Source organism: Paenibacillus lentus (assembly GCF_042714055.1).
GTDB lineage: Bacteria > Bacillota > Bacilli > Paenibacillales > Paenibacillaceae > Fontibacillus > Fontibacillus lentus_A.
Genome location: NZ_JBHGVC010000001.1, coordinates 606,946 through 627,470, shown reverse-complemented (window position 1 = coordinate 627,470; position 20,525 = coordinate 606,946). Strand labels below are relative to the sequence as shown.

Sequence of the window (20,525 nt, the reverse complement as noted above, 5' to 3'; positions counted from 1 at the left end):
GACATGAGAAAAATCGGAGCATTGATTCGAAATTTTATCGTTGCCGTATTGGTGTTTGTTATTGCTTCTCAATCAGGCGTCTCCAGAGTACATGCTCAGATCGATAGTCAGCAGCTTGAGCGGGTGTTGAATGGCCTGGTTACGCCCAAGCTTGTAAATGAATCCAATAAACCGAATTTATCGGATCGCAGTATGGTATCGGAGACTGTTGACCCAGCGACAGGTACACTCACGCTCTCCGAAGTTGATGTCAGCTTACCCGGTAAGGATGGCCTAGATTTAACGATCGGACGTTTGTATAATTCCAGCCAAGCCGAGGTAGGAACGAAACGCGTATCTGTGACATCAAGTACTTCTCAGCAGGCTGGCTGGGGATCTGGATATTATGTCACTATACTTTATTGGGATAAAAATGCGAACCGGTACGGCACGTATTTTCCAGGGTATTATTTAGATACTACTGCAGCTCATAATATAGCTAACTATTATATTAAAAATCAACCTGATAGCGGCCGTATTTACTTAGATTATGATATTGAGTACAAGGATGTATTATATGTTCAAGTAACCTATACGACAATGACAAAAATTTACCCTGACGAAAACTCGTACAGCCGATTAAGGTATGATTTGGGTGGCGGTTGGTCTCTTGCGTTCCCGTCTTTACAAATTGAGGGAACGTATATTCACTATCATGATGGAGCAGGAGCAGCCTATATCGTAAAATTTGACGCTAATAACCGGGGGAAACTGGAGGACTATAGCCGAAACGATGTTGAACTGCTAAGGGATACTGGATATTCAAATGGTCAGATGGCGTCCACCTATGCGCTCGTGGATCAGAATAAGAAAAAGACCTATTTCGGTAGCGATGGAAGACTGCTTGGGATCAAGGATCGATTCAATAATGAAATAAAGTTCACGCATATCAATCGAACAATGAATGGCAGGAGCTACCCTGTAATTTCAAAAATAGTAGATTCTATTGGTCGTAATGTTGATTTTGCATATCAAAGCAATTTGACGGATCCTAACTTTGATCGCCAAAATATGACGGAGAATATTACAATAACGATCAGTCACCCTTCAACTACAGAGAGAAGAACAATTGTTTATGCTAAAAAGCGTGAGGAAGTCAGTATTTTCGAAAACGGCTCTCTAGTTGGACGAAGGTATGAACCGTATTTATTCCGTGTCACCGATATGAAAGGCTATAGCACTTATTATAATTACTATTTGGCATCAGAAAAATTCGATGCTGCGGGAAAATCTCTTAATAATTCTGCTGGTACAGCAGTCTATCTATTACAGTATGCGATGTATCCACATTCGACTTCATTCTATGAATATAAAGTAATCTCTCGGAACTGGGGTGCAGAGGGGGCTTATCAAGCTTTTCAAGTTACAAGGAGATGGGATAGTTTAAATCGTTATAATTATGATGCAGCAAGCCCGGAAATTTATGCCCAAGGTTTGTATAATCAGCGCGAATATACTTATTTCGGTGATGTTACTGGTTATCCAACCTATTATGCCGAGGAATCCATTCCGGAATCCTACCGATTCGGATCGGAATATGTGAATCAGGATGGAGCAAGAACGAAATATACCTTCAATGGTAAGAAGCAATTGCTAATTACCGAACAAATGGCCTCGAATGGAGAAAAAATTACGGAAACGGTGCAAGCCTTTGATACAGCTTATAAATACAAGCCGACAAAGATTGAAACCAAGACAACTAGTGGAAGCAGGGAGAACAAGCTTTATCAAACATATGCTTACTATAATTGGGGGGATTTGAAGAGTACAACACGTCCATTAACTGCTGCCCAATTAAATGATGCAGCTCAGGTGGTGCAGCATACGAAAACTTATAATTATGATACCAACTTTAAACTGCCTATTAAAATTGAGTACTATCAATCGGCTGGAAATATGCTTACTGAGCAGTTTACTTATGATGCCCAAGGCAGGCTCAAAACAGCGCAAAATGCTAACGGTGAAGTGACAACATATCATTTCGCGCAAGCCGCTGACGGCAGAACCGAAGAAGTCATCGTACCGCTAGAGAATGGCAAGACGGCGAAGACGGTCTCACACTACAGCCAAAGTGGATCATATCAGCTATTCCCTACGACAATCAAAAGCTATTATACGAACGAGTCAGGTCAGCAAGTGGAGACTTCGGTTCAGCGGACATATAATGTTCTGCTTGGACTGATGACTTCCGAGACGAATGCAGAAAATAAGACAACACAGTACCAGTATGACGTTTACGGAAGATTGACCAAAACGCTTTATCCTGTGGCTAATAACCAAAGCGGTGAGCGTTATCAGATGGAAGAGGTTTTTGTGTATAACGATCAAACCGTAGATAATACTCCTAATTATTTTGATAGTGAGAATAAATATCTTATCACCACAAGGGTTGATTCTCATACGATGACGACCCGTTTAAGTGATAATGCCGTCAACTACGACAACATTAAACATGAATTTTATGATGGATTTGGAAATACAGTCCTAATGGGGCAGCTGGATAATACAACCAATCGAGAATTGATTTTGGCACAATATCATTATGATATCATGGCTAGACCCGAGTATGTCATAGATACAAGCGGCAATGTATCTACGGCCAAATATGATGCCTGGGGAAGAACATATGAATCAACAGATCCGTTTGGTAACCTGTATCGCACAGATTACGACATCATTGATCGCAAGAGTACCTCCTATATGGTGGCGGCGAGCGATATTGCCTCTTTCCGTAATAGTCCGCAGGATGGCTTGAAACGGAACGTTCTGGAAACAATCTCTGACCAATGGGGAAGAGAAAACGTTATGAAGGCATATCCAAATTGGCCGAATCGCACGGCAGGTGTCGTACAAGAAGATATTGCTTATGATCATTTAGGAAATGTAATTAGCTATACGAATCCGAATCGGAATACAACAAACTATCGGTATGATAAGCTTAACCGCTTAATCTCGGTTGTAGACGCATTAAACCAGACGACTACGTATGCGTATAACAAGCTCGGACAGCTCCAATCCACGTCACAAAGCGAGGGTACCAAAACCTGGGCGACGAATAAAAACTATGACGAGACAGGATTTATGCGAACGAGTACGGATCCTGCTTCCAACCAGGACATTTTTACACGAAATAAATTAGGACAAATAGCTACCCGGAAAGATCCGAATAACACTCTTATTAGCTATGCTTACGATGAGGTTGGCCGTAATATTATTAAAGTTGCTGGATCAACAACTTTAAAAAATATCTACCAATATCGTGTTTTTGGCCCACTGCGTCAAGAGGAAGTTCGTAATGGTTTCAATTATATGACGGTGTATAATGATTACAATATCTTTGGTTCCTTGAAATACAAGGCTACCGTATACGACGGAGTAGCCACGGTTGTCCGGCATGAATATGATGACCAAAATCGATTGAAAAATGTGGCTGACGCTTTCGATTATTTCACGCACTATACGTACGATAAGACGCGGATTAGCCGGGTACAGACCAACGGTACGTATTCACAGACGACTGCAGAAAATGCAAATGCTCAGTACAGCTACGAGCCGGATGGCAAGCTGAAGCGGGTGACTTATCCAAAATTGACGGATGGTAGTTTTTTGACCAGTGATTACACCTATGATGCTATTGGGAGACTCTTGAAAGTCACGAATAAGAAAGGGACGACGACCTTATCCGAGTACCAATATCAATATGATGCCAATGGCAACATTACCCTGGTAACGGATGGGGCGGGTACGACGAGCTACCAATACGATAAGCTGGATCGGTTAATTCAAGTAAAACGCCCTTCCGGTCAGACCATCGTCTACACCTACGATGCCCGTGGCAACCGCAAGACACTGAAAGGCGACAGCCTGATTGAAGACAGCCAAGAACAAACGTACATCTTCAACATTTGGGATCAGCTTAAGAGTGTGGCGAAAGAGAATGTGACGACCGAGTTTGAGTATGAGATGCAAGGACTACGGCTGTCTAAGACGACCACTACAACACCAGCCCACGAAAGTGGAATGGCTACTCCCCCTACGCCAGTTACGGAAAAAGTACGATACGCTTATAACAACCGCGGCCAGGTCATTTCCGAATCCGATGCCTTCAACCAGGCGATAGCGAATTACGTCTGGGGCCCGGATCGGATGCTCGCTAAACGGGATGTGGCCACAAACAAGAAGTACTACTATCTCTATAACGGCCACGGTGATGTCGTACAGATTGTGGACGAGAACGGCACCAAGGTCAACAGCTACCAGTACGATGAATGGGGCAACATCCTGGCTCAGGAAGAGGGTATTCGTAACTCCTTCAAATATGCCGGGGAGATCTTAGATCAGGAGACGGGTCTTTATTACTTACGAGCTAGATATTATAATCCTGAGACAGGGCGGTTTGTAAGTAAGGATACGTATGAGGGGAACGTTACAAATCCCCTGAGTTTGAATTTGTATACGTATGTCGTAAATGCACCGATTAATAATGTTGATCCTTCAGGGAATTATTGTGAGGCGGTTGTAAATGGGAAATTCTACTCACATCCTGGTAAATGCGCTACCGACAGTAATGGAAAACAGATAAATGCAAGTTCAAAATATATTGATGACCAGGTATATTTTAATAACTTAATGAAGCAATTATTACTTGCAATGCAAGCATCCTCAATAGAGGCTAGTAAGAAAAATAGACAGATAGAAGAGCAGAGGACGCAAGAACTTATACGTTTTATGGATCAACTATCAGGTGTAAGTGATATGAGAGATGTTTTCTCATCTGATTACGGAAAATCAATTCCTGCTCTAGTTAATCTAATTCCTATTCCGGGTCCAAATAATCCGAAAAAGATTTATAATGCTGGGGGTGATACTAAGTTAAGGGCTACTAGACGGCCAGTATTTGATACCTGGCTTAAAGATGGAGTAAAGGTTGCAGATAAAAAATTTATATTTAACGTACATGCTTACAATAGCTTGTTTAAATCTGGAAGAAAGGATATTATGCCTGATGATATTGTAGATGCGCTGCGCACAGCTCCTATAAAGGGGGAACCTGGGAGTGTTATTCATATAAATCCAATGACAGGTACAAAAGTTTTTGTTAATCCAGAGAGTAAGGAAATTGTTGGAATACACCCCAATAGTTTTAAATGATATAGACAGGAGAAATATTTAATGCTGGAACTTAAATCACTGTTTGAATTGGATAACAGTTCAGAAACAATTTACTCAACTTACAACACTGCAGTTAAAACGTATAATATCGTTACTAGCTTTATGGATGATAATTGTAGTCCTATACAGTTAGGAAAAAATTTATGTCTTTGGCTTAACAAAGAGGGAATAATAGGAGAATTAGAATGTATATATCCTAAATTGGTTTTAACAGCAAAATGTTCATTGGAGTCTACTGTTACATGTAGTATTGGGGTTCCATCTTTTAATTATCTTTCGTCCAATAGAGAAATATATGTCCAGCATTTCTCAAAAAAATTTATTGTTTGGTTAGCAGAAAATAAAGTAGTTACAAATGAAATTAGAATGGGAAGCGTCAAGTTTTTGTTTTCAGATCATGAATTAGTTGGAATTTTAGCTGATGATATTAAGATAATTTCTTAGTTTATAGAATTTTGTTAGTCATCATGCGATATATTTTGGATAAGGGAACATAGACTGATAGCGCTCACGTAATAACTCGGTTGAAACCGAAAACACGTGAGCGTTATCCGTTACATACGAATGTATGGGGCACAGTTTAGTCTTTAAAAAGTGGTCGTGGTTGTAAAACATAAATATCAAACTATTAACAAGAGTTGATCGTTTTTCTGAATGAATGCAGGTTAGATCGGTTAATTCAAGTAAAACGCCCTTCGTCGTTTATACCTACGATGCTCGAGGGAACCGCAAGACGCTGAAAGGCGACAGCCTGATTGAAGACAGCCAGAATAAACGTACACGTCTGGGATCAGCTTAAGAGTGTTGCCAAAGAGAATGTGACGACCGAGTTTGAGTATGAGATGCAGGCACTACGGCTGACCAAGACGACCATTATAACACCAGCTCCTGAAAGTTGAACGTCGCCTATTCCCCCTACGCCAGTTACGGAGAAAGTACGTTACGATTATAACAATCACGGCCAGGTCATTTCTGAGTCTAATGCTTACAACCAGGCGGTAGTGAATTACGTCTGGAGCCCGGATCGGACTCGCCAGACGGGATGTGGCTACAAACAAGAAGTACTACTATATTTATAACGGCCACGGTGACGTCGTATAGATTATGGACGAGAACGGCAACAGCTATCAGTACGATGAATGGAGCAATATCCTGGCGCAAGAAGAGGGCATTCGCAATTCCTTCAAATATGCCGAAGAGACCTAGAATTAGAGGTGAATAATGAGTAGATTGAAGAGGATATTAGCCCAGGCGAGAGTTCTTAGTCCATTCGAGAAGTCTTCGATAACGAAAATGATAAGTTATTTACCAAATAACTATATTCTTGAATCCCAAATGAAAAATGCAGTAGTAGTAAGTGTATGTGATTGCGGCTGTAAGACTATTGATTTAAGAATACCACCCTATGTAGATAAGTATGTTTGCAATCAAACAGTACCTGTGGAAATGGAGGTCGAACTGGGGAGTGATTCTGCTCCAATCTTATTTTTACTACACGTTGTTAACGGGTATATAGATGAACTAGAGATATTTAAATTAGATTCATCGCCAATCGACGAAGAAATTGACATTAGTAATGGGATCGTTCACGTAAGGCTTTAGCGTAATTTCGCCACAATGCTAAAACATTGGAAATCTCCATAATTTAAAGGTTATCTTTACAGATCCTTATTCATCCTGGCAATGCGGCTTTAACGAAAATGGAAGCGGGCTTCTTCGGGAATTCTTCCCTAAAGGCTATAACTTCGCTTTGGTCGCCGACAAAGAATTGGCTGAAGCTTTCCGTCATATTAACCTTCGACATCGTAAATGTCTAGGTTGGAAGATTGCTAACGAAGCTTTTAGGGGTGAACTATCGCACTTAGCTTGACAATCCGTCAAGCAAAACGGTGTTTTTAATGGTGCTTCCCCCGACCTACAAACTGTTGGAATCAGCTGTAGATTAAATATTTCCAGCACTAGCATATTTCTGTTTTTATATACGTAAAACTAAGCGCAATGCTTTTGTGCTTTTCCAAGGAGGGCAAGTATGCGAGTGTGGTTACGACTTCTATTAATAGCCATAATAATCTTTAGTATTACATCATTTATTTGGTTTCTTCTAGGATCAACGGCATATTTTCAGCGAGGAATGGATCTTATAGGAACTACTATATTATGGGGAGCGGGTATTCCAGTCTTATTGTTAGCTATGTTTTTCATGCTATTGCTCATTAAAAAATGGAAGCCAACGAGCGGGGGAAGCTATGTTGGAATCAGTGTAGCACTAACATTATCAACGCTGCTCTCTGCCGCTCTGATTCAAAGCGTAAGTTCAAATGGCTGGACGAAAGAAAAAATCTATAATGATACATTGAAAATGACAGAGGATGGAAGGTATGAATATCGGATCGAACTAGTAAATTTATTTCAAAGAAACAGTCATGCACGGCTCTATGTGAAGGATATGAGTTCGAAACAGGAATCGTACATACCGATAATCGGCATTCAAACTAATAAGATTGTAGTGCTTCGGGTTAGTGAGACAAATCATTGGGTGAAGCTTGAAACAACGGACAATTCCTCCCACTATATTCTCTACACGACAAATGAATTTAGCCTACCTGAGGAAAAATTCGAGATTGACATTAGGGCAGGTACTTCAAGCAGATTAGAGTAGGAGGATTTAATCAAGTGATCCTATTAGAATGCTTATTCATGCCACACTGGTGAAAGATTTCGGTGTGGTTTTTTGTGCCATTTTTTAAAATCTATTTGATTTTCAATTCAATTTTCATTAAATTATCTATATGTAAATTTTACTGAAAGGGTTGAAAAGATGGCAGAAGGCAAGTCAAGTAGAGGCAAGGCAGCTAGTAGAAAGTCGAATGTAAGCAAACCGGTAGAACTTATTTCAAAGATTATGTTTATTACGTTGGGGGCGATTATTGCCGGGGTGGCATTGGAACTGTTCCTTGTACCGAATGCGATTATCGACGGCGGAATAACGGGTATTTCGCTTATGCTGACAAATATTACGGGCATTCCTTTAGGGATTTTCCTATTTGTGATTAACCTTCCATTTATATTTATCGGCTATAAACAAGTGGGCAAGAAGTTCGCTTTCTCTTCCCTGTACGGCATCGCGGTACTTTCTTTAACAACAGGTTATTTGCATCATGTGGAGGCTTTTACGCATGATAAATTGTTGGCCGTTCTGTTTGGAGCGCTCCTTCTCGGATTGGGCGTCGGTTTAGTGTTAAGGCTGGGGGGAACGACGGACGGTGCAGAAATCGTAGCTATTTTAATCTCGAAAAAAGTAAATATTTCCGTAGGCCAGATCATTCTCATTATTAACATTGTCATCTTCATCGTTGCTGGCTTCCTGCTTGGGTGGGATTCGGCGATGTATTCGATTTTTACTTATTATATCGCTTCTAAGGTAATGGATGTAATCGTGCAGGGGCTTGATGAGTCTAAATCGGTAACGATCATTACGAAGCAATATGATGAAGTAGCAGAAGCTATTATGAAAAGCCTAGGTAGAAGCACAACCTACTTGTACGCGAGAGGCGGAATGAGCAAGGAGGAGACTCAGGTCATTTATTGCGTAGTCAGCCGGCTGGAACTGTCCATGCTGAAGACGGTCGTTCGTGAAATTGATCCTAGAGCATTCATTGCCATCGAAACCGTATCGGATGTGACGGGTGGCAGTTTTACCGAGGAAAAGGCGCATTGATGTGTTAAGGGAGGCTGCAGCCATGCTTTTCTCCTCGGAGAGGGTATGGGGTATTCTGCGTTGACACATCGCTCGTTTCGTGGAAAATCAATTACAAATAGCCTTGGGGCAAAGCTCCAAGGCTATTTGCTGTTTACAGCAGCAGCTAGTCTCCATTAAGCTAAATATAGTAACCTGTAAATGACAATAGCGTTACTGAAATAAGAATTCATTTAAATATTTTAAGGAGATATAAATGATGACGGTATGGCTAATTGTGTTTATAATACTTTTACTTATTGGCGCGGCATGGATCGCTATCGCCATAACGAAGTCGAGTAACTCTGTAAGACGGAGAAGTAATGTCATTCATTTGTCTCAAAGACGGTCTTCCTCTATCGATTCGAATATCATTGCTCCTGGCAATCAGAAGTGCTCCCGGTGCAACCAGGTGAAGAAGCTCATATTTTACTCGAATGATGGGGGCCATGTTGCCGGATTGTGTAAAGAATGCAGAAAGGATATAGGGGATAAGCAGGAGCTGTATCCGATCTAAAGCATAGGTTTGCTGCATACCTTCTATAATATGCGTTCCAATTTAACGCGTTAGAAGGGAGTAGAAACGATGTATTATATCGAGGTAGAGCAAGGGGTAAAAATATTTGTCGAAGATGTCAATCCCGGCCCGGGCAGCATGCCGATTCTGTTTATTCATGGCTGGCCGGTCAATCATAAAATGTTTGAGTATCAGTGGAACATCCTGCCGAAATACGGATTCCGCTGCATCGGTCTTGATTTACGCGGGTTCGGCCAATCGGATCGACCTTGGACAGGTTATGATTACGACAGACTGGCCGCTGATGTACATGCCGTTGTGGCAGCGCTTGGCCTAAATCCATTCATACTTACGGGCTTCTCGATCGGAGGAGCGATTGCCATTCGCTATATGGCCCGTTATGCAGGCTATGGTGTCTGCAAGCTGGCGTTGATTTCAGCGGCCGCCCCTCGCTTTTCCAAATCGCCCAATTATCCTTATGGACTTCCTGTAGAGGATATTAATATGCTCATTAATCAAACCTATACGAATCGCCCGCAGATGCTGGCGGAGTTTGGGGAGAAATTTTTTTACAGCAAAATTACTCCGGCCTTTCGGGATTGGTTTCAGGATTTAGGACTGGAGGCTTCTGGACATGGGACAATTCAAGGGCTCGTCTCTCTAAGGGATGAAGACTTGCGTTCGGATCTTAAACGAATTGTAGTTCCTACAGGGTTATTTCACGGCGCACATGACCAGATCGTCCCTTTTGCCTCGGCGGAGGCTTTGCATCGGGGAATACCGCAGTCTGAGCTCTACCGGTTTGAGCGGGGTGGGCATGGGGTATTTTATGATGAGCTTGAGGCATTCAATGAGGCTTATGTTCATTTTTTGCGTAAATAGAGAAAAATAAGTTATAAAAGATAAAGAAAGAGCGCACCTCAAGGTACGCTCTTTCTTAGTGAAAGACCTAGTGCAAATCGCGGAACAGGCCAACGACTTTGCCCAATATCGTCACATGCTTCAAGCGAAGCGGCTCCATTGTCGCATTCTCAGGCTGAAGGCGAATATGATCCTTTTCCTTGTAGAACGTCTTAACCGTTGCCTCGTCATCCTCGGTCATTGCAACGACGATCTCGCCATTATTGGCCGTTTGCTGCTTACGTACAATGACATAGTCTCCGCTATGAATTCCTGCTTCAATCATGCTGTCGCCTACGACGGACAACATAAAGATTTCACCCTCGCCAGCATAATGCTGAGGAAGCGGGAAGTAGTCCTCGATGTTCTCAGTAGCAGTTATAGGGACGCCGGCAGTGACTTTGCCGATCACGGGAACGCGAGCAACGGAATGAGCAAATTGGCCGAGATTCTCTGAATCTTCTTGTCCCAGCAATTCGATCGCTCTTGGCTTCGTAGGATCACGCCGGATAAATCCTTTCTTCTCTAACCGATCCAAATGGCCGTGTACAGTGGAACTGGAAGCGAGTCCGACAGCTTCGCCGATTTCCCGTACGGAAGGCGGATAGCCTTTCAATCTTACTTCTGAGCGTATAAATTCAAGAATAGCTTGCTGACGGCTAGAAACCTTCGACATAATCCATCAACCCCATTTAGTAACGTTTGGAAAAATTATAACATAGAACTTCCGTTCGCACAAACATAAGTTCTAAATATAACGGGACAGAATAGGATGCAGTTTGGGTTTCCATAATCATCGTGTAACTTTTCATATATTAATAGTTATAAATCGTTGTCGAAAAAAGGGGAACAATTGTTCTAAAAAAACTATTGAATCAAACAAGTGTTCGTGTTACTATGAATTCAAATCATAAGAACATTTGTTTGGAGTGATAATTATTATGTTGAGATACAGTACATATCAAAGCATTTATGATCGTAAATCAAATTCACGGAGTCAGGGCACGCTGCAGGTTGTTACTACGAGAATGGGGAAACGGCTGACTAACTCTATTTCGAATATTTTATCTAGAATAACTATGTTTAAAGTCATGCTGTTCATTCTATTCATGGTTATGGCATGGGCCGGGATGGTGACGGTGGTTGCCTCTTCACCTGATCATCAATACGAAGAGGCGGATTCTGTTGTAGTGAAGCGAGGGGATTCTTTATGGAAGATTGCTGCAGACCATAAGCCGGAGAATATGGATACTAGAGTTTATATCGATGCTATTATGCGAGCGAATGGTTTGAAGGGAAGCAGCATTCAGCCCGGGGACATACTTGTCATGCCTTCGAAATGATGACTCGTAATATGATCTGTCTTATATAAACAACTCATTGTTAGATGAAGGAAGGAACCGCAGAGATTTTTGCGGTTCCTTCTTTTACTGATGGCTACGTGTTAATTGTAATATCAGGCGCGGAAATGGTCGGTGGAGTCGTTAAATCTGAAGCAGCGCCTGCAAAGCTGGCGACTTCTATTGTGACAGGTGTTCCGAGTAGGAGATCTGTTGTAGCAAGCACCAAACTGGCTGTAGTAAGTGTAGATAGGGAGTTTTGCTGCAGAACTCCGTTAATATAAACGTTGAAATAATCGTTCGCCGCTGTAATTGTTGGTAAATCAGTAATAGGAGCATCTGCGTCATCCGTAAAGCTTGCTGCGGGAATCGTCGTATCTGTCGCTCCAATCATTCCGGCAGTTATAGTGGCGAAAAAACGCGTAGTTACCGGGTTAATGGTAGTAGTGATGGTTCCGCCAGTGGCAACAGGTGCTGATGCTGTAGCCGTAAATACCGCTTTTACGACTGGCATGTGATCACCTCCTTTTTTCGTAAATAGAGCGAAAGGGATAATCGTTGGCAGAAGCTTTCCACTTTCGCCCCACATTATAGGATGTAAGATTATGCCGCGATGAAACGGCTCATTTACATTAAAGCTAAAATCTGGCGCAAGTGTTAATTCGTGCGGATAGATGTCCATTTCGCGTCAAAGTAAAGAGGCATATGATACCTAAGCAAAAAAATTAAACAAACGCGGAAGGTGTTTATAATGTCTAGTGCTGCTTCCAAACTCAAAATGAAATGGAACAAAGTGAGAAATAAAAGAACTGTAGTTATAAGGAAGTCATTTTACACAGGCCATGTTAAAAGAAGCAAAAAAATATCTTTAGTAAGAAAGAAGAGAAAATGCCATCCACGTTTCCGGCGAAGAATAGAAGGTTTACGTGAGAAGAGAAGACGTTGGAAAAAGGAATGGAGCATGATGCAGGGCGCTAATGGTAATTGCGGAATGCAAGGGTTCTGTGGCCATGAGGGTGCTATAGAAAAACCCTCTAAACCTGGCATGCCTAGGCAAAGAGACGCGTGGGATGCACGCGGCACCAAAGGTGCTTCTGGCTCTGAGGGCTCTGTGGGCCCTGCTGGGGAGCCAGGGCATCCGAGTGAAACTGGGACATCAGGAGTGCCATGGTCACAGAGTAAGCGTGGTGAGCAAGGACAACCGGGTGCAGCAGTTCCATTGGGAGCGCCTGGGGCAACGGGCCAGCAAGGTTCGTTAGAGTCACAGGGAAAGCAGGGTGCGCTAGGGCCTGCGGGCGAAGCCGGGCCAATGGGAGTCCCGGGCCCGAAGGGGGAACGTGGAATGGAAGGTTCCCTAGGGCCCCCAGGCCCGCCAGGCCCACCGGGTTCCCCAGGAGCTCCTGGGCTGATAGGCCCGCCAGGCCCGCCGGGCGAGGTGCAAGGGATCACCATCCTGCCGAGGGTGTATCGGTATTTCTATTTTCCACCTTCCAGCATAACAGGCACTGTCCAAGTTGCCGCTGCCGAATTTACGGATGATGAAGGCACCAAGGCCGCAGAATTCAAGGGGATGGGGATAAACGGTTATTCCAATTTATATATTAATGGTGTCCTGCAGGAAGGCAGTTTGTACAGTTTGACTACAGCAGACTTAACACTTATTCTTGAAGTAGATACTGTATTGGCCGGGTCGCCGATTACCGTTGAAAATGTCGAGTTTCTGGCCCTTATCCAATAGGAAGCAATTCAAGGTTAAGTGTCTTGACAAGCTCTATTTGTCATGTCAATGTAAAGATGAATGCCTTGCGCAGTGGAGCTGGTTTTTGGGCATTATAAGCAGGACTTGCGAAGGTTTCACGATTAAATCAGCAGGAGGATAATATGGATATAGATGCTATGGTTCAACGCATTAATGAATTAGCACGTAAAAATAAGGCCGAAGGACTGACGGAAGACGAAATGCTGGAACGTGCTCAACTCCGTGAGACGTACCTTCAAAACATAAGAAGAAATTTCCGCCAGCAGTTGGAATCAATTGAAGTGGTGGATAAATAAGGCCGGCCATTTGGTCCGGCTTTACATATGAGCAGGGAGGTTCTAACCATGGAATATGCATATCTTGGAAAAAGCGGGTTAGCCGTGTCGCGGCTATGTTTGGGAAGCATGACGTTCGGCGGGCAGACGGATGAGGCGGAATCCGCCAGAATGATCCACGCCTTCCTCGATCAGGGCGGCAATTTTATTGATACGGCCGATGTGTATACCGGGGGGCGCTCTGAGGAGATCGTCGGCAAACATATTAAAGACCGGCGCTCGGAAGTCGTTTTAGCTACAAAGGTTCGGATGCGCACCTCACCGGACGTTAACGGGTTCGGCGCGTCGCGCAAACGGATCATGGATGGGATTGATGCCAGCCTGAAAAGGCTTGGCACAGATTACATTGATTTGTACCAAATCCATGTCTGGGATGCCGATACGCCGGTCGAAGAGACACTGAGAGCCTTGGATGATCTGGTCGCCTCCGGGAAAGTGCGTTACATCGGCTGCTCGAACTATTTGTCATGGCAATTGATGAAAAGCCTTGGCATCAGTGATGTTAGAGGATACTCCAGGTACATATCCTTACAGCAGCAGTACAGTCTAGTTAATAGGGAAGCGGATCGCGAACTGGTCTCCCTCTGTGCTGAGGAGAAGGTCGGAATTATTCCATGGGCTCCGCTGGGCGGTGGATTTCTGACCGGCAAATATCGCAGGGGCGAAACGCCAAACGAAGGCCGACTTGGTACGGCAAAAACGGGTGAAAGCAGCTGGGAGAGCAGGGCCTACGACAAGAACTTTGCAATATTAGATACCGTATTGGCCGCAGCCGAAGAAACGGGCAAAACCCCGGCACAGGTGTCGCTGAATTGGCTGCTGGAGCAGCCTTGCATTACATCCCCGATTTTCGGTGCAAGCACGTACGCCCAGTTCGAGGAGAACCTTGGCTCGGTCGGCTGGAGATTGCCGCAGGAGCTGCGCCAACGCCTGGATGAAGTAAGTGCGTTGCCTGATGAATATCCTGCCCGCTTCGTGAACAAATTTAGTAGAAATATTAACCACCCTTAGACGATCATTTATAGGAGGAAGATCCGATGGCTTCATTTGACAGAAAAGTTGAGCGCAACCAGATGAAACTGAACAAGAAAGGGAAAAATCCGCTGAACAACAAGAGCAGCGGCCGAACCGGCACGGGGAGAACGATGGGAGCCAGGGGAGACGGGGATATTTTTAAAGGCCGAAAAATAATCCTTCCGTTTTTGCTTATTCTTCTGGCTGGATTATACGCGGGTGTAGCTTTGGCGGGCGGCGGAGCAGAGGTAAGCACGACGATGTTCTGGCTGACGATTGTCCTTTACGTTATTTTAGCAGTAGCTTTATTTCTTAATAAACCCTATCTGCGCATTAACAAAAACTACTTGTTCACGGCGAAATTTAATCGGGATCGGATGCTGGAAGCCGGACAAATTAGCAAGATCACTGCATCTGCTAACAAAATCGTGATTACGCCAAAAGCTAGCGGACAGAATTGGGTGTTTCACCGCAGACGTAATTTGTTCGATACGCCAGCCATGGCAGAACGATTAGAGACATTCGCTAAAACGCATAAGGTTAATTTCATTAACGAATAAATGTACTAGAATGCACATGATCTAACAACTTATTCATTGGGAGAAGAGAGGACAGAGATAAGATGACAATCAAAGCGGTATGTTTCGATCTAGACGATACGTTGCTCTGGGACGAGCGTAGTGTGAGAGAGGCCTTTACAGAAACCTGCCTGAAGGCGCAAGCAGCGGTGGGCACGAATCCTGTGGAGCTGGAGGAAGCAGTGCGCAAGGAAGCCAGAGAGCTATACGAATCGTATGAGACCTTTCCATTTACAAAAATGATCGGGATTAATCCATTTGAAGGGCTATGGGCTCATTTTTCGGCTGGCGAGCAGCCTGAATTCCGCAAGCTGGAGCAACTGGCGCCGGTATATCGCAAGGAATCCTGGCGCCGCGGGCTGCTTGCTCTAGGTGTAGATAACGAAGAACTCGCGGCTGAGCTTGCCGAACAGTTCGGCAAGGAGCGCCGCTCCCGTCCGCATGTATACGAAGAGACCTTTCAAGTTCTGAAGGAGCTTCAAGGGAAAGTCAAGCTGCTGCTGCTTACGAATGGCTGCCCGGCATTGCAGCAGGAGAAGCTGGACGGGGTTCCGGAGCTTGCGCCATTTTTTGATGAAATTATCATTTCCGGCGCGTTTGGCAAAGGCAAGCCCGATTCGACGATATTCCAGCATGCGCTGGAGCGGCTTGGGGTTGATGCGAAGGAAGCGATTATGGTCGGAGATAAGCTGACTACAGACATTAAAGGTTCGCTTAGCGTAGGCATGACGGCCGTGTGGATCAACCGGGTTGGTCATACACGAGACGATGAAATCGTTCCGGATTACGAAATCCAGCATTTATCCGAGCTTCATGACATTATTAATGCTGCCAATTAGCTTAGAACAACACCAATAATCATAAGAAGCTGCTATCGATATCCTCGCTGGTGGAGATCGGAGCAGCTTCTTTTTTTGTAACTTTTTAGCGCTAATTTATGCTTTTTGGAACGTTGGGTCATTGTAAGGATGCGCGATCCAGCCGTTCTCTTCCACGAAGAGGCGGACGGCCACGACTTTGCGTTCATCGGTTAATGTGAAGAAATGCGCGGTATTTTCAGGAACGGAGATCAGATCTCCCGGCACGAGATTGACGTCAAAATAACCCGTTTCATCATCGCCCTTAATGATAAACGTTCCTGCACCAGAGACAATCACTCGGATTTCGTCCTCTGTATGCGTATGAACTTGCTCGAATTTGGCAAGCAGCTCTTCGATATTCGGCGTAGCCTCGCTTAGTGTAATGACATCCCACGTCCGATATCCCCGGCGTGCGACCAAATCTTGAATTTCCGCATCAAAGGTATTCAGAATTTCGCTTTTTTGCTCGTCGGATAAGGTGAAATTGTTTTGGAGCTCGGCAGGCAGTTTGCCTACGTTCCAATGCTCATAAATGACCTCATATCGATTCAGGAATTCCCGAACATTATCGTCTCCTGAAATAATTTCGTTCGTGTTTCTTATTCTGATTTCCGCCATGGGATTACCCCGCTTTCTTTTGGATATGATTGCATTATATCCGATACCTCCCCGGATTGTCGACACTTAAATTCATTTGCGGTTCATCTGTCTTATCTCACGCCGTAAAAGGGTTTGCACATTCATGTAAATATGGTTTGAACCTTTTCTTTAGCACTTTGTTCTGTTAAACTAAATGTTAATGTTTTGTGGGAGGGATAAAGTTCATGAGTAAGCCTAGCTTGGATTCCAGAATGAAAGAACGAATATTGATCCTCGACGGTGCCATGGGTACTATGATTCAGCAGGAGGATTTATCGCCAGCCGATTTCGGCGGCGAAGAGCTGGACGGCTGCAATGAGATGCTCGTGCTCACCCGTCCTGACGTGATCCAGGGGATTCACGAGAAGTACTTGGAAGCCGGAGCAGATTTAATTTCAACAAATACGTTTGGTGCGACCTCCGTCGTACTGGCTGAATACGATATACAAGACAAGGCGCGTGAAATCAACTTAGCAGCAGCCCGCTTGGCGATCGCTGCTGCCGAGAAGTACAGCACGCCCGAACACCCAAGATACGTGGTAGGTGCCTTGGGCCCGACGACAAAGACGCTATCCGTCACGGGAGGCGTTACTTTCGATGAGCTGATCGAGAGCTATGAGGAGCAGGCGCTTGCTTTGGTTGAAGCCGGTGTAGATGTACTGCTGCTGGAAACGTCGCAGGATACGCTGAACGTGAAGGCGGGCAGCATTGGCATTTCCCGTGCGTATGAGGCTGCAGGCAAGAAGCTGCCCCTCATGATTTCAGGCACGATTGAGCCGATGGGCACGACACTGGCTGGACAGAACATCGAGGCCTTCTATATTTCATTGGAGCATTTGCAGCCGATTTCCTTCGGTCTGAACTGCGCCACGGGTCCTGAGTTCATGCGTGATCATATCCGTACCTTGTCCGATATGTCCAGCGCTGGTGTGAGCTGCTACCCGAATGCCGGCCTGCCTGATGAGAACGGCAAATACCATGAATCACCGGAATCGCTGGCCATGAAGATGGGCGCCTTTGCAGAGCAGGGCTGGCTGAACATAGCCGGGGGCTGCTGCGGCACGACGCCAGAGCATATTGCCGCGCTCGTAGAGACGATGAGTCAATATGCACCGCGTGAGCTTAGCGGTAAGCATCCCGCAGCTGTATCCGGTGTAGAGACGGTATATATCGAGGAAGACAACCGGCCGATTATGATCGGCGAACGGACGAATATTTCCGGTTCGCGGAAATTCAAACGTCTGATCAAGGAAGAGAAGTTCGATGAGGCTTCCGAAATTGCCCGCTCCCAGGTGAAGGGCGGAGCGATGGTCATCGATATTAACCTGCAGGATACCGATATCGATGAAGCGTATGCGGTCAAGAACTTCTACCCAATGGTCACGAAGAAGATCAAAGCGCCGATTATGATCGATTCTACCTATGACCATATTATTGAGCTAGCGCTTAAATATTCTCAGGGTAAAGCGATAATTAACTCCATTAATCTTGAGGACGGAGAGACGAAGTTTGAGCAGATCGTACCACTTATCCACCGATATGGCGCCGCGGTCGTTTGCATTCTGATTGATGAGCGTGGTCAAGCGGTATCCCGTGAAGCGAAGATGGAAGTGGCTACCCGTGCGTATGAGCTGCTCGTTCATAAGTACGGCATGCAGCCGGAGGATATTATTTTTGACCCGAATATGTTCCCGGTTGGCTCGGGCGACCCGCAGTACATCGGTTCTGCCGTGGAGACGATCGAAGGTATTCGCATGATCAAGGAGAAATACCCTAGAGCCAAGACGATTCTTGGCCTAAGTAACATTTCCTTCGGCCTGCCGGATGCAGGGCGGGAAGTGCTGAATTCCGTCTATTTATATCATTGTACAAAAGCAGGGCTCGATTACGCGATCGTCAATACGGAGAAGCTCGAGCGCTACGCTTCAATTTCTGAAGAAGACCGCCGCTTGGCGGAGGAGCTTATTTTCAATACGAATGACGAGACGCTCGCAGCGTTTGTCGCTGCTTTCCGGGACAAGAAGGTAGAGAAGAAGGTCAAGGCTGACAATATGACGCTGGAGGAGCGGCTGGCAAACTACGTTGTAGAAGGCAGCAAGGAAGGGTTGATCCAGGATCTGGAGGAGGCTCTTAAGAAGTATAGCGCCCTTGACGTCATAAACGGGCCGCTGATGGCAGGCATGGAAGAGGTCGGCCGTTTGTTCAACAACAATGAGCTGATCGTTGCAGAGGTTCTGCAAAGTGCTGAAGTCATGAAGGCATCGGTTGCTTTCCTTGAGCCGTTTATGGAGAAGGACGAGTCCTCGGTGAAAGGCAAAATCCTGCTGGCTACCGTTAAAGGCGACGTGCATGATATTGGGAAGAACCTGGTGGAGATCATTTTGTCCAACAATGGTTACCAAATCATTAATTTGGGTATAAAAGTACCACCGGAGCGCATTATTGAAGCCTACCGGGAAGAGAAGCCGGATGCAATCGGTTTATCCGGGCTTTTGGTTAAGTCCGCACAGCAAATGGTATTGACTGCGCAAGATTTGCGTACCGCGGGGATCGAGGTACCGATTCTCGTCGGAGGAGCTGCGCTGACCCGCAAGTTTACGAAGACGAGAATTCGCCCGGAATACGACGGCATGGTCATTTATGCCAAGGATGCCATGGATGGGCTGGATTTGGCGAACAAAATCATGGACCCGGTCAAAAGAGAAGAGATGCGCGTTGAGATGGAGGCCGAAAAAGAGGCGGAAGCTAGCGTAGCCGTTGCTGTTAAAGAACTGCCGCAGTTGACCCGTGTCGAGCGCTCCAACATCTCTACGGATGCGCCGGTATTTACTCCGCCCGATATGGAGCGGCATATCCTGCGCAACTATCCGATAAGCCATATTATTCCTTATATCAATATGCAGATGCTGCTTGGACACCATTTGGGACTCCGCGGCTCGGTAGAGCAGCTGATCGCTAAAGAGGATCCGAAAGCAGTTCAATTGAAGGAGACCGTCGATCAAATTCTTTATGAGGCGGTCACGGACGGCATTATTCAAGCTCAGGCGATGTATCAGTTCTTCCCTGCGCAATCCTCCGGGAATGAGATCATTATTTATGATCCCGAGGATCATTCCAAGGTGCTGAAGACGTTTGACTTCCCGCGTCAGCGCGTTGAGCCTTACCTCTGCCTGTCCGACTTCCTGAAATCCGTCGATAGCGGAATCATGGATTATGTTGGCTTCCTCGTTGTGAGTGCCGGACAAGGCATTCGCGATCGTTCCGAGAAGCTGAAGGAGCAGGGTGATTATCTTCGCTCCCATGCTTTGCAATCCGTAGCCTTGGAAGTGGCAGAAGGTCTTGCTGAACGGGTTCACCATATGATGCGCGATACCTGGGGCTTCCCGGATCCGCAGGATATGACGATGAAGCAGCGCCTTGGCGCGCGTTATCAAGGCATTCGCGTATCCTTCGGTTATCCGGCTTGTCCTGATCTGGAATATCAAGGGCCGCTCTTTGAGCTGCTGAAGCCGGAGGATATTGGAGTCGAGCTGACGGAAGGCTTCATGATGGAGCCGGAAGCATCGGTATCCGCCATGGTATTTGCTCACCCACAGGCGCAATATTTTAACGTTGATAAAGCCTAGTGTATAATTT

Annotated in this window: 18 protein-coding genes and 1 pseudogene; 16 read left to right on the top strand and 3 right to left on the bottom strand. The window is 45.2% G+C overall.

The window, feature by feature from the left end; translation table 11 throughout:
- Positions 1-3 precede the first annotated feature (3 nt).
- The 9 genes and pseudogenes from ACE3MQ_RS02685 (at position 4) to ACE3MQ_RS02650 (ending at position 10,346) form a co-directional block, all read left to right on the top strand.
- Positions 4-5,190: an RHS repeat-associated core domain-containing protein gene (locus ACE3MQ_RS02685; protein ID WP_379390321.1), complete on the top strand. Its 5,187-nt coding sequence runs from the start codon at positions 4-6 to the stop codon at positions 5,188-5,190.
- A 21-nt stretch (positions 5,191-5,211) separates the two neighbouring features.
- Entirely contained in the window at positions 5,212-5,655 is a 444-nt protein-coding gene (locus ACE3MQ_RS02680) for a hypothetical protein (RefSeq protein WP_379390319.1), read from the top strand.
- 311 nt (positions 5,656-5,966) lie between these two features.
- Positions 5,967-6,110, top strand: a complete 144-nt coding sequence (locus ACE3MQ_RS02675; protein WP_379390317.1) for a hypothetical protein — start codon at positions 5,967-5,969, stop codon at positions 6,108-6,110.
- Between the two features lie 322 nt (positions 6,111-6,432).
- A complete protein-coding gene (locus ACE3MQ_RS02670) occupies positions 6,433-6,813 on the top strand; it encodes a hypothetical protein (RefSeq protein ID WP_379390315.1) in 381 nt (126 codons plus the stop codon).
- Between the two features lie 37 nt (positions 6,814-6,850).
- Positions 6,851-7,081 (top strand): annotated as a pseudogene (locus ACE3MQ_RS27395) (transposase); the annotation flags it as partial.
- 159 nt (positions 7,082-7,240) lie between these two features.
- Entirely contained in the window at positions 7,241-7,870 is a 630-nt protein-coding gene (locus tag ACE3MQ_RS02665; RefSeq protein WP_379390313.1) for a hypothetical protein, read from the top strand.
- A 243-nt stretch (positions 7,871-8,113) separates the two neighbouring features.
- Positions 8,114-8,929 carry a YitT family protein gene (locus ACE3MQ_RS02660; RefSeq protein WP_379390721.1) on the top strand — a complete coding sequence of 272 codons (816 nt, stop codon included), beginning with the start codon at positions 8,114-8,116 and terminating at the stop codon, positions 8,927-8,929.
- Between the two features lie 238 nt (positions 8,930-9,167).
- On the top strand, positions 9,168-9,464 hold the full coding sequence (locus ACE3MQ_RS02655) for a hypothetical protein (protein ID WP_379390311.1): 297 nt from the start codon (positions 9,168-9,170) through the stop codon (positions 9,462-9,464).
- Positions 9,465-9,533: 69 nt separating this feature from the next.
- Entirely contained in the window at positions 9,534-10,346 is an 813-nt protein-coding gene (locus tag ACE3MQ_RS02650; RefSeq protein ID WP_379390309.1) for an alpha/beta fold hydrolase, read from the top strand.
- Between the two features lie 67 nt (positions 10,347-10,413).
- On the opposite strand, the gene lexA is transcribed toward ACE3MQ_RS02650, so the two are convergent.
- Complete coding sequence (lexA, locus tag ACE3MQ_RS02645; RefSeq protein ID WP_379390307.1) at positions 10,414-11,040, bottom strand: transcriptional repressor LexA; 627 nt, start codon at positions 11,038-11,040, stop codon at positions 10,414-10,416.
- A gap of 265 nt (positions 11,041-11,305) precedes the next feature.
- On the opposite strand from lexA, the gene yneA reads away from it, so the two are divergent.
- The gene (gene yneA, locus ACE3MQ_RS02640) at positions 11,306-11,707 is read left to right on the top strand and encodes a cell division suppressor protein YneA (protein ID WP_379390305.1); all 402 of its coding nucleotides are present in this window, start codon (positions 11,306-11,308) and stop codon (positions 11,705-11,707) included.
- A gap of 94 nt (positions 11,708-11,801) precedes the next feature.
- Here yneA and ACE3MQ_RS02635 read toward each other — a convergent pair whose 3' ends face one another.
- Positions 11,802-12,218 carry a DUF4183 domain-containing protein gene (locus ACE3MQ_RS02635; RefSeq protein WP_379390303.1) on the bottom strand — a complete coding sequence of 139 codons (417 nt, stop codon included), beginning with the start codon at positions 12,216-12,218 and terminating at the stop codon, positions 11,802-11,804.
- Between the two features lie 648 nt (positions 12,219-12,866).
- On the opposite strand from ACE3MQ_RS02635, the gene ACE3MQ_RS02630 reads away from it, so the two are divergent.
- From ACE3MQ_RS02630 to ACE3MQ_RS02610, 5 genes are all read left to right on the top strand, one after another.
- The gene (locus ACE3MQ_RS02630) at positions 12,867-13,442 is read left to right on the top strand and encodes a DUF4183 domain-containing protein (RefSeq protein WP_379390301.1); all 576 of its coding nucleotides are present in this window, start codon (positions 12,867-12,869) and stop codon (positions 13,440-13,442) included.
- 143 nt (positions 13,443-13,585) lie between these two features.
- Complete coding sequence (locus tag ACE3MQ_RS02625; protein ID WP_019638617.1) at positions 13,586-13,759, top strand: DUF896 domain-containing protein; 174 nt, start codon at positions 13,586-13,588, stop codon at positions 13,757-13,759.
- A gap of 48 nt (positions 13,760-13,807) precedes the next feature.
- Positions 13,808-14,809, top strand: a complete 1,002-nt coding sequence (locus tag ACE3MQ_RS02620) for an aldo/keto reductase (RefSeq protein ID WP_379390299.1) — start codon at positions 13,808-13,810, stop codon at positions 14,807-14,809.
- 26 nt (positions 14,810-14,835) lie between these two features.
- Positions 14,836-15,372: a hypothetical protein gene (locus tag ACE3MQ_RS02615; RefSeq protein ID WP_379390297.1), complete on the top strand. Its 537-nt coding sequence runs from the start codon at positions 14,836-14,838 to the stop codon at positions 15,370-15,372.
- Between the two features lie 62 nt (positions 15,373-15,434).
- Positions 15,435-16,229 (top strand): HAD family hydrolase, encoded by a 795-nt coding sequence (locus tag ACE3MQ_RS02610; RefSeq protein ID WP_379390295.1) that lies wholly within the window; start codon positions 15,435-15,437, stop codon positions 16,227-16,229.
- Positions 16,230-16,325: 96 nt separating this feature from the next.
- On the opposite strand, the gene ACE3MQ_RS02605 is transcribed toward ACE3MQ_RS02610, so the two are convergent.
- A complete protein-coding gene (locus tag ACE3MQ_RS02605) occupies positions 16,326-16,868 on the bottom strand; it encodes a 1,2-dihydroxy-3-keto-5-methylthiopentene dioxygenase (RefSeq protein ID WP_379390293.1) in 543 nt (180 codons plus the stop codon).
- Positions 16,869-17,074: 206 nt separating this feature from the next.
- On the opposite strand from ACE3MQ_RS02605, the gene metH reads away from it, so the two are divergent.
- Positions 17,075-20,515, top strand: a complete 3,441-nt coding sequence (gene metH / locus ACE3MQ_RS02600; RefSeq protein WP_379390291.1) for a methionine synthase — start codon at positions 17,075-17,077, stop codon at positions 20,513-20,515.
- Positions 20,516-20,525: the final 10 nt, after the last annotated feature.

What these genes read in the sequence shown, in the direction of transcription:
- ACE3MQ_RS02635 (WP_379390303.1), bottom strand. Translation starts at nt 12,218, where the DNA reads ATGCCAGTCGTAAAAGCGGTATTTACGGCTACAGCATCAGCACCTGTT.
- ACE3MQ_RS02680 (WP_379390319.1), top strand. Translation starts at nt 5,212, where the DNA reads ATGCTGGAACTTAAATCACTGTTTGAATTGGATAACAGTTCAGAAACA.
- ACE3MQ_RS02615 (WP_379390297.1), top strand. Translation starts at nt 14,836, where the DNA reads ATGGCTTCATTTGACAGAAAAGTTGAGCGCAACCAGATGAAACTGAAC.
- ACE3MQ_RS02620 (WP_379390299.1), top strand. Translation starts at nt 13,808, where the DNA reads ATGGAATATGCATATCTTGGAAAAAGCGGGTTAGCCGTGTCGCGGCTA.
- ACE3MQ_RS02605 (WP_379390293.1), bottom strand. Translation starts at nt 16,868, where the DNA reads ATGGCGGAAATCAGAATAAGAAACACGAACGAAATTATTTCAGGAGAC.
- ACE3MQ_RS02665 (WP_379390313.1), top strand. Translation starts at nt 7,241, where the DNA reads ATGCGAGTGTGGTTACGACTTCTATTAATAGCCATAATAATCTTTAGT.
- ACE3MQ_RS02625 (WP_019638617.1), top strand. Translation starts at nt 13,586, where the DNA reads ATGGATATAGATGCTATGGTTCAACGCATTAATGAATTAGCACGTAAA.
- ACE3MQ_RS02685 (WP_379390321.1), top strand. Translation starts at nt 4, where the DNA reads ATGAGAAAAATCGGAGCATTGATTCGAAATTTTATCGTTGCCGTATTG.
- yneA (WP_379390305.1), top strand. Translation starts at nt 11,306, where the DNA reads ATGTTGAGATACAGTACATATCAAAGCATTTATGATCGTAAATCAAAT.
- ACE3MQ_RS02655 (WP_379390311.1), top strand. Translation starts at nt 9,168, where the DNA reads ATGACGGTATGGCTAATTGTGTTTATAATACTTTTACTTATTGGCGCG.
- metH (WP_379390291.1), top strand. Translation starts at nt 17,075, where the DNA reads ATGAGTAAGCCTAGCTTGGATTCCAGAATGAAAGAACGAATATTGATC.
- ACE3MQ_RS02650 (WP_379390309.1), top strand. Translation starts at nt 9,534, where the DNA reads ATGTATTATATCGAGGTAGAGCAAGGGGTAAAAATATTTGTCGAAGAT.
- lexA (WP_379390307.1), bottom strand. Translation starts at nt 11,040, where the DNA reads ATGTCGAAGGTTTCTAGCCGTCAGCAAGCTATTCTTGAATTTATACGC.
- ACE3MQ_RS02610 (WP_379390295.1), top strand. Translation starts at nt 15,435, where the DNA reads ATGACAATCAAAGCGGTATGTTTCGATCTAGACGATACGTTGCTCTGG.
- ACE3MQ_RS02670 (WP_379390315.1), top strand. Translation starts at nt 6,433, where the DNA reads ATGAGTAGATTGAAGAGGATATTAGCCCAGGCGAGAGTTCTTAGTCCA.
- ACE3MQ_RS02660 (WP_379390721.1), top strand. Translation starts at nt 8,114, where the DNA reads ATGTTTATTACGTTGGGGGCGATTATTGCCGGGGTGGCATTGGAACTG.